Annotated in this window: 6 protein-coding genes and 3 pseudogenes; 5 read left to right on the top strand and 4 right to left on the bottom strand. The window is 40.4% G+C overall.

The features are described from left to right. Positions 1–234: 234 nt before the first annotated feature. Positions 235–579, bottom strand: a complete 345-nt coding sequence (locus ACFFAP_RS31340; RefSeq protein ID WP_375514866.1) for a hypothetical protein — start codon at positions 577–579, stop codon at positions 235–237. Between the two features lie 257 nt (positions 580–836). Beyond that, positions 837–1031, bottom strand: a pseudogene (locus ACFFAP_RS31335) (hypothetical protein); the annotation flags it as partial. Between ACFFAP_RS31335 and ACFFAP_RS31330 the strand changes: the two are divergent. Both ACFFAP_RS31330 and ACFFAP_RS31325 read left to right on the top strand, forming a co-directional pair. Then, the gene (locus tag ACFFAP_RS31330) at positions 1003–1320 is read left to right on the top strand and encodes a zinc ribbon domain-containing protein (RefSeq protein ID WP_375514865.1); all 318 of its coding nucleotides are present in this window, start codon (positions 1003–1005) and stop codon (positions 1318–1320) included. The pseudogene ACFFAP_RS31335 and the gene ACFFAP_RS31330 overlap by 29 nt on opposite strands. Positions 1321–2525: 1205 nt before the next feature. After that, positions 2526–4631, top strand: a complete 2106-nt coding sequence (locus ACFFAP_RS31325; RefSeq protein ID WP_375514864.1) for an acylase — start codon at positions 2526–2528, stop codon at positions 4629–4631. 415 nt (positions 4632–5046) lie between these two features. Here ACFFAP_RS31325 and ACFFAP_RS31320 read toward each other — a convergent pair whose 3' ends face one another. After that, on the bottom strand, positions 5047–5430 hold the full coding sequence (locus ACFFAP_RS31320; RefSeq protein WP_375514867.1) for an ISAs1 family transposase: 384 nt from the start codon (positions 5428–5430) through the stop codon (positions 5047–5049). Then, positions 5388–5783 (bottom strand): annotated as a pseudogene (locus ACFFAP_RS31315) (ISAs1 family transposase). Before ACFFAP_RS31315 ends, ACFFAP_RS31320 begins: the two are co-directional and overlap by 43 nt. A gap of 265 nt (positions 5784–6048) precedes the next feature. Here ACFFAP_RS31315 and ACFFAP_RS31310 point away from each other — a divergent pair. The 3 genes and pseudogenes from ACFFAP_RS31310 to ACFFAP_RS31300 form a co-directional block, all read left to right on the top strand. Beyond that, positions 6049–6249, top strand: a pseudogene (locus ACFFAP_RS31310) (ISLre2 family transposase); the annotation flags it as partial. 184 nt (positions 6250–6433) lie between these two features. After that, entirely contained in the window at positions 6434–6679 is a 246-nt protein-coding gene (locus ACFFAP_RS31305) for a hypothetical protein (RefSeq protein WP_375514863.1), read from the top strand. 154 nt (positions 6680–6833) lie between these two features. Then, positions 6834–9386 (top strand): TonB-dependent siderophore receptor (locus tag ACFFAP_RS31300; RefSeq protein WP_375514862.1); only part of this gene is annotated, 2553 nt, incomplete at its 3' end.

The following is a 9386-nucleotide window of genomic DNA, read 5'->3' as shown; positions in this document are numbered from 1 at the left end:
TGTAGACCACTGAAATCTTTGATTTCAGTGGTTGCTCGTACCCAAAATTAATTAATTAAAAATTATTATTCTGATTAACTTTTAATTTTTAATTAAAAAAAGGTCAACAGACTAATCAGGTGTGGAGTTGTCTATTTTCTCCCCCGATAAATTAATCCATTGAAAGGAAAATTAAACTGTCTCATGTTGGTTATGCAGTGTGTGGGGTGGGGTTGGTTTTTCTGTGTTTATGGGTTACTTATCCGTTGCCAGCCCCATCAGTAGATATATTCTTTGGATTATCGGCATGATCTGCATCTGTTGCATATTTCTGGGGTTATTCAACTTTGGCGGATTGGTCGCCCAAGGTTTTGGTTTTAACCGTAAAACTTTTACGATTGGGTTGATGCCTGGGGTAATCGCAATATCGACGAATTTATTGTATGGAGGGATTATTCTATGATCAAACTGTTGCTCAAGTATGCGCCCGATTCTGTTCTTGATGCTGTTAATGATCTGGTTTAGCAGAACTGAATAGACGAGGTTTAATTGTGTGGGCTGACGCAACGCCCCTAGAGCCACATTCGGAAAACTCAGCATTTAATCTAGCAGTTGAATTCACGTTTGTTACGCCGGATAATATACCATTCATACTCCATGCGCTCGCTCAAATATACACTCTACTATGGCGATTGTTTAGCCCTGAGATACTTGATGCAACTTTCAGCAAAATACTTTAGTTTAATTGGAGTTGAATAAAATGTCTGATTTAATTGAAGAGAAGAACTCCAATACCGAGTTACCAGATTTGGAGAAGATTACCGAGAAAATCTTGAAGCTATTTTCCCTTTCTCAATCGAGTTTTTCGTGTTATTTAACTGTTGAAATAATTGCATATCTCCCAGATTATTCAGTTGTTTATCATGATTTACTTCTGTGTTATCATCTAATTCCTGATCTGAAGCTTTCTCTTTCAAAAAATTATCTATCCACTTTTTAGATTGGTTAGATAGTTGGGAAGTTATGTCCCTAAAAAATTTAGATTCAAAATTAATCATGCAATGTATGGTAGTGCCTCAAGAATATTTAGATGCCGTGATCAAGGGTGAGGAAGTATCTCAGGTTAGAGGGGTTAAGTTTTGTCCCCAATGTTGGAATCCTGGTGCGGCGGTTGACCCTATGTGGGGTCATGTCAAAGCCAAGTTTTGTTATCTGTGCAGTACACCGATTCGAGCTAACTGCGCGAATTGCGGTGAATTAGTGTTGTCTTTGAGACACCGATTTTGTCCAATTTGTGGCTGTGCTTATAAAACGCCCCTCAAAACCGCTAAAACCCAATGATGAACTCTTTTTCTCAAACTCTGATTCGACAATACTTTCAGGCTATCTTGCCCCTGGTGACAGCTTCGCTATATCTACGCCAAACTCCCTGTTTTGACATTAAATCTCAAAACCTTTACTGAAATGGAATCCTACACTTTTTTGTCTCCATCAAAGAACTAAATAACCATACTGATACATTTATCTCAGTATTACTGAGGATTTAACCTATTTAAAAAGTATCTATTTTACTAGGATACTGAACTTTCTGTTTAGCGTAGGCGTAGCCCGCCGCAGGCATCGCTCATTTTTTATCCGACTTCAGAAAATCGCGTTGCTCCCGTTTGGCTAAGATTAAAAAGTTTAGCTTATCAAACAGGCCAAACTATTTATAGGATCAAGCACAATTTGCCTTCTAATTATTTAATTGAGCAACTAAAACGTCCAGATATTGCTATGTCTTCTGTGTAGTTTTTGGGCGCTCGGTGCGCTTCGCGCACCATTGCTTGTGCCAGTTGCGTAAGTCCTGTTATCCATTCCTCTTCAAAAGCTGTCTGCTGATTTTACATTTCGTCACACAAGTTAATTTTTTAAGGCTGATTTACTTACATTATGATTTATTGATAAATTCTATCATTTTTGACCAATACAATGGTAATGTTTTACGAGTGGATAGTTCTTTGAATGTTATCATTAGGTGATCGCATTCTGAACTCCTTTGTCCCTTTGGACTACGGTACTTTTTAGAGACTTTAATCGTGATTTTTTTACGTCTTTGTCTGACTTGCACCGTTAATTTTGTTCGTTACTGGGTTTTTGATGTGGCGTATCGTTATCGGGCAAAAACTACCAATAGCGATGCTTACGACAACCCGTACCACTTCGTGGAAGCAAGCTACGCGTAGCGTCTCCGACAGGAGAAGCGGGAGGGCCCAATAATAAATGTCACAGTCACGCCGTAATTAACTGACTACTGAGATTGCGTACACTAGAGAGATTGCCAAAAGCATCGTACAACACGGATTTGTACGGCTATAAATAGTATTATCTATGACTAATGAAATGTTCATAGTACTGAAAAAAACCACTATAAGAGGTTACATCTATGCACACTTATGAATCACTAAAAGCCGAACTCAACGCCAAACATTATCGGTAAACCCCGTAAGGCGAAAAGATTTTTCAAGCTTTTCAAAACCTGCAATAGGTAATCAATGGTGGTGTTAATGAGGATTGATAGTTTACTCAAGGTTTACAAAAGAAAATCAAAACGCGTTTTACCCTTTATACTTAGTTTAATACTGATTTTGTTTGTAGGAAACCGCACTATAGCTGTACCAACAAAATCCACAGAGATATTATGGGATACCTATGGTGTGCCGCACATCTACGGAAAAGATGACCAAAGTGCATTTTATGCCTTTGGTTGGGCACAAATGCAAAGTCATGGAGATTTGCTTTTGCGTCTCTATGGTCAAGCACGGGGACGCGCAGCCGAATATTGGGGAGAGAAATACCTAGATTCAGATCGTTGGGTACAGACTACGGGAGTACCAGAACGCGCTCGTTCTTGGTACAAAGCACAGAGTTCAACTTTTCGCAGTTATCTTGATGCTTTTGCTACTGGGATCAATGCTTATGCTTCCCAAAATCCTAATTTAATTGATGATCAAGTTGAGGTGGTGCTACCAGTCAAGGCAGAAGATGTTATGGCTCACTTACATCGGATACTCAATTTCACCTTTGTGGTCAATCCGGAGGAAGTATTAGACCTAAACAAACAAAAATTGCAAGCAGGATCTAATGGTTGGGCGATCGCACCAACTCATTCTGCCAATGGGAACGCCATGTTGCTAGCAAACCCACACCTACCTTGGTCAGATTTATTTTTGTGGTATGAAGCCCAAATCACTGCACCAGGAATTGATGCTTATGGGGCAACACTTGTAGGTATTCCCGTATTAGCGATCGCATTTAACAACAACTTAGGTTGGACTCACACCGTTAACACCTATGATGGTTGGGATGTTTATGAACTCACACTGGCAGGTAATGGGTACCGCTTTGATAACAAGGTTCATACCTTCGAGACAAAAACTTTTTCCTTAAAGGTGAAACAGAAAGATGGCTCCTTGCAAGAGCAACCATTAGTAGTGAAAAGTTCTGTCCACGGGCCTATAGTAGTCGAGAAAAATGGTAAAATTTTGGCGCTGAGAGTTGCGGGTCTTGACCGACCAGGTGTACTCCAGCAGTGGTGGGATATGGCACGAGCAAAAAACTTTACCCACTTTCAAACAGTACTCAAGCGTTTGCAATTGCCGATGTTTACGGTGATGTATGCGGATCGAGAAGGGCATATTATGCACCTATTCAACGGTCAAGTTCCGGTGCGCTCTAAGGGTGATTTTAAATATTGGCAAGGCATAATCCCAGGAAATACATCTAAAACCTTGTGGACAAAAATTCATCCTTACCAAGATTTACCGCGCATAGTTGACCCTAAGAGTGGCTGGTTGCAAAATACAAATGACCCACCTTGGACAACTACATTTCCAGCCGCTATTAAAGCAGATAATTACCCGCCTTACATGGCACCTCGTTTCATGAGTTTCCGCTCTCAACGTTCTGTAAGGATGTTAGCTGAGGATGACAAAATCTCTTTTAATGAAATGGTTGCAGACAAGTACTCTAGCCGCATGGAACTGGCTGATCGGATTTTGGATGATTTAATTCCGGCTGCACGCAAGTACGGTCAGGACTTAGGGCAGCAAGCAGCTAATGTCCTAGAAGCCTGGGATCGACAAGCCAATGCAGATAGTCAGGGGGCCGTATTATTTGCCTTTTGGGTACAACAGATGCACTTAGATAAGGCGTTTAGTAAACCCTGGAATGAAAATTCTCCACGCACTACACCCAATGGTTTAGCTAATCCTGAAAGTGCAGTTGCAACTCTGCAAGCAGTCGCAGCACAAGTAGAAAAGACTTATGGGGCGCTTAATGTACCGTGGGGCAGGGTTTTTCGGCTACGGTTGGGTGATGTAGATTTAGCTGCCAATGGTGGGGATGGCAAGCTGGGAATTTTTCGTGTACTCGATTTTTCTCCAGCAGCAGAGCATACATTCCAAACCGTTGGAGGTGATTCCTATGTTGCTGCAATTGAATTTTCTAACCCTGTACAGGCAATGGCACTCACCAGCTATGGTAATGCAAGTCAACCCGGATCACCCCACATTAGCGACCAGTTACAGATGTCCGCCAATAAAAAGTTGCGTCCTGTGTGGCGCGATCGCTCAGATATTCTTGCTCATTTAGAAGAACGTAAAGTATTCTGAGTTGAATGCTTGGCTACCCCAGATTTCTCACTTGTGAGAAAAAATCGTTGACATGAGCAAAATTTAGGATAAATTCAGTAGACCGAAAAGTTTTCCAGAAGCCTTACCAGTCCTTCATTTTGGCTTGGGAATACAATACGTCTAAATCAGCTTGTAATCTACCTTTTAAGAACTTTTGTTCTGGGTGGACTTGAGAGCGATGGCAACTGGTCATGATTGCCAGTCCCCAAAACGACGGCCCAAACCCTGATTATTTCCTCAAGGTTCAAAAGTTTTCGGTCTACTGAATGTAAAAGTGAACTTCAATTGTAGTCTTGTTCCATAGCCGACGCTCACACACCACCATGCCCACACTCCGAAGTCCTGACCATTGTTGTTGGTTTGGTAGTTCATTTAGCCCCTCAACAGGAACACTCTAATATTGCCGGATTTCGATGCGACCATGAGCGCTTTCTGTAGTTTGATGGTAACTGTGTTCAATGCCTTCAAAATCATTACTTCTGGCTTGATCAAACCAACGACTCATTTCATCCGAGAGTTTACCTTGATTCCCTTTGAGGGCTAAAACGTAATCTGCCTTTTGATTAATGATCTCGGTGACAATTTCTTTTTGGCATCCCATCGCATCAATTGTAATGATACATCCAGCAATATCTAGCAACTCTAGTAACTTGGGAATTGCTGTAATCTCGTTATATTTGGAATCTACTTTGAGTTGACCCAAAACCAGCCTATGAACGCTAGCCCAAGCGCTAATTACATGAATTGCTTTTTGTCCGCGATCGCGGTCTCGTTGGATTGACGTACTGTTTTCCCATCCATAGGTATTACTTGAGCACCGATAGCTTCAGTAATTGACTCTACCCACCGATGAAAGCATTGCGCTAATGCTTGGGAGTCTAATCTGGCAAAAAGTCTTGCTGTCGTGTCATGAGAGGGAATACCGTTAGGTAGTGCTAAAAACTGTTGCAGCCATTCAAGTTTTGCTTGACCATAAGTTTCAATCGCTACTCAGCTATCCGCTCCACTGATGACCGCTAAAATTGCTATCGCAACAATATCCACCAATAAGTGCCGTTTTGTGCGCTCAATTCTCCGGTCTTCTAGGCTGTAAAAATATTTGAAGATGGTATCGTCAAAGCTTGGGGTCATAAGTAGTGGATGCACTTAGTACAGAATTGCACAAATTAGTAGCGTTATGTTCGTAGTTGCGCTGTCTTCGATCTCGTCCCAACTCACAAGTCGCAAAATTTTTCTCCCACCAGTCCAACATTCCTTGTCACCTTTATCACCGAATTTCACTAACTGTACCGTATATGTTGCCCTTTCTCCACAATCCTTTCTGAGCAAGCCTTTTGAGACTTAACGGGAAAAGTCAGATCGTCAAGGGCGTTTAAATTACGATAAAGCAATAGATAAAAAACTACCAATTGGGAGTGGTGCAATTGAGAGTTTAATCCGCCAAGTTGTCAATTTAAGAATCAAGGGAAACAGTAAATTTTGGTTCCAAAATAATGCAGAAATTATGTTATAGCTTCGTTGTCAATGGATAGCTAAAAGTTGGGATAATTTTTATAATTCTATCTTTAATTTATTTATCAAACCCCAAACTACTTGATAAATTTTATACTTGCAGAGTTGATTTGGTTGATTTATTATAATAAATACTTATTTTTCCATTACTGACGTAGACAGCAACAAGAGCGATAAGAATCAAATTATTTAAGCACCATCTTCTTGGAATATTTCAAGAAGATAATTTGTGGTGCGGTTTCATGACATTGTTGTAGTAAAAATTGCTTTTGTCCTCAGTATTAGTGTTCGGCGATCGCACTTTTTTTGGGTCGTCTAACAAAATCGCATTGCTCCCTTATGCTCATCACTTAGTAGCTTTACGCGATGGTGTTGTTATAGCTAGTGGGAATCCAGCAGATGTCATAACTGAGGAGATGGTACAACAGGTGTTTGGATTAGCGTGTCGAATTGTGCCAGACCCAGTTACGGGTAAACCTTGGTGTGTTTCTTTGGAACGGCAACCTCATAAATAGATTTAAACGCAGAGAGGCGCAAAGGTACGCAGGGATTATTTTGTCAAGGTACTATCACCAATATTGTTGGTAAATAACATCTATAGTTGGTAATATTTTTATATTGTATTGCTCAACTTCAATATTTAGTATTCATTAAGTTGTGTGTGTAAAAATGTTTATCAAACTACAATATCCTGCTGTTTGCTGGTTAATATCTGTTGTTTGTCTAACTTTAGCCAATCCAGCATATTCTGAACAACCGTTAGTCAAAAAAACTTTAGTACGCTCAGGTGAAGTTTTCAAAGAAATTCAAAGATTGAATCAGCTACAGCTTCCTAAAACTAATGCTTCATATTTATGGAGAGTACCCAGACAGAATAAATTTCCCGAACTTAGTCAAGCAACTACAGATGCGATATTAGTTACGGATGTGAAGGTTAACTCTACTGATAAAGGAATAGAGTTAATTTTAGTCACAGCTAATTCTCTTAAGTTACAAGTTTTACCAAAGACTGAGGGTAATTCCTATATTGCAGATATCCCTAATGCCAAGTTGCAACTAAGAAGTGGGGATTTTAGACAATCAAAGCCAGTAGCCGGAATTGCATTGATTACAGTTGCAAATGTAGATGCGAACACATTGCGAGTAACGGTGACTGGGGAAGCTTTCGCGCCTGCTGTGGAGTTGTTTGATAGTACAAAAGAAGGTTTAGTTTTTGGAGTGACCCCTAGTACTTCTACTGCTCAACAGCCAACAACAACGCCGGAACAAAAACCATCTACAACAGAGCCAGAAAAGCCTATTGAATTAAATGTGATTGCTCCACCAAATACAGACTATCGCGTTCCAGATGCTACTACTGCAACGAAAACAGATACACCATTGCGTGATATTCCTGCTTCGATTCAGGTGATTCCTCAGCAGGTTATCGAAGACCAACAACCGCGTAACTTAATTGGGATACTCAGGAATGCTGGCGTTGTCCAAAATAATTTTTCATCTCGAATTGAAGACACTTTTTCGATTCGAGGTTTTACAGCCAGAAACGTTTATAGAAACGGTGTGAGAGACCGCTTTGCAGATGTTGGTGCTTTTTCAAGTTCGCTGACAAATATAGATAGAGTAGAAGTTGTTAGAGGGCCAAACTCTGTAATTTATGGTCAAGTCAATCCAGGTGGGATCATTAATATAGTTACCAAAAAGCCTTTGAGTCAGCCTTACTATGCCTTAGAGGTAAGGCGTGGTGGTTATGAACTTTTTCAACCCTCACTTGACCTTTCTAGTCCTCTAACAAAAGATGGCAGTCTGTCGTATCGTTTAAACACTTCTTACAGAACCGCAGAAGACTTTACTGATTTTTCCAACGAAAAGCGTTTTTATGTTTCACCTGTTATTAATTGGCGAATAGGAAAAAATACAAATCTAACTTTTGATTCAGAATATGAAGACATACAACAGTCGCCAGGTGCTTCTTCTGAGCAGATTGCTAGTGCAACTATACTTCCTAACCCAAATGGCAAAATCCCTATTAACCGTTCTTTAGGGGAACCGACTGATTTCTTTAACCGCCAGCTTAGTAGATATAATTACAATCTAGAACATCGCTTTAACGATAACTGGTCTATTAGTAATTCATTTCAAGCTGCATTTTTAACCCTTGAATCACGTGATACAGTTGTTTCTAGTTTACTGGAAGCAGACAACCGCACTGTCGAAAGAACACAGTTTACTTATTCAAAGCCAACAGAGTATGAAGCTTATACTTTAGATACTCATGTTATTGGTGATTTTAACACTGGTAGTATTAAACACAAAATATTGCTGGGGTTTGACTTATTCAGACAAACCCGAAGGAGTGGTATAGTTAGAACAGCTGCGGCCCCTCTTAATGTCTTTAACCCAGTGTATGGTCAACCACTAGGTGCCACTCTTGGAAGAATTGATATCTACTATAGAGATGATGCTTTGGGCTTTTATCTTCAAGACCAAGTGACACTTGCCAATAACCTCAAACTACTTGTGGGTGGACGTTATGACTTGGTAGAGAATGAGTCTACTGATCGGATTGCTTCAACGACGAGTGTCCAGTCTGATTCTGCCTTTAGTCCCAGGGTAGGCATAGTTTATCAACCCATAGCGCCTATCTCACTCTACGCTAGCTACAGCCGCTCTTTTGAACAAGTAACGGGTGCAGATCAAGCTAACACCCTTTTTAAACCACAGCTGGGTACTCAATATGAAGTGGGCGTTAAGACTGATTTATTCGATAACAAACTCTCAGCAACACTTGCTTTATATCAACTGACACTAACTAACATTTTGACTTCCGATCCTACCAATCTCGATTATAGTGTGCAAACAGGAGAACAAAGAAGTCGGGGAGTAGAACTGAGTGTCACAGGAGAGATTCTTCCCGGTTGGAATGTGATTGGCTTCTACGGTTATACAGACGCACGCATTAGCAAAGACAATGATATTCCAGTCGGGAATCGAGTAGAAGGAGTACCAGCTCATGTCGCTAGTTTGTGGACAACTTACACCTTTGGTACTGGCTCTCTCAAAGGTTTTGGAGGTGGAATTGGCTTTAACTACGTTGGAGATAATAAGCCAGATAATTTGAATACATTTACGATCCCAAGCTACTTTCTCACCGATGCAGCTCTGTACTATCGTCAGAATAACTTTAGCATTGGACTCAACTTGAATAACATATTTAATGTTCGA

Source organism: uncultured Nostoc sp., from assembly GCF_964245575.1.
Taxonomy (GTDB): Bacteria; Cyanobacteriota; Cyanobacteriia; order Cyanobacteriales; family Nostocaceae; genus Nostoc.
The sequence above is the reverse complement of the archived record's forward strand: the minus strand, read 5'-3'. Positions and strand labels throughout refer to the sequence as shown.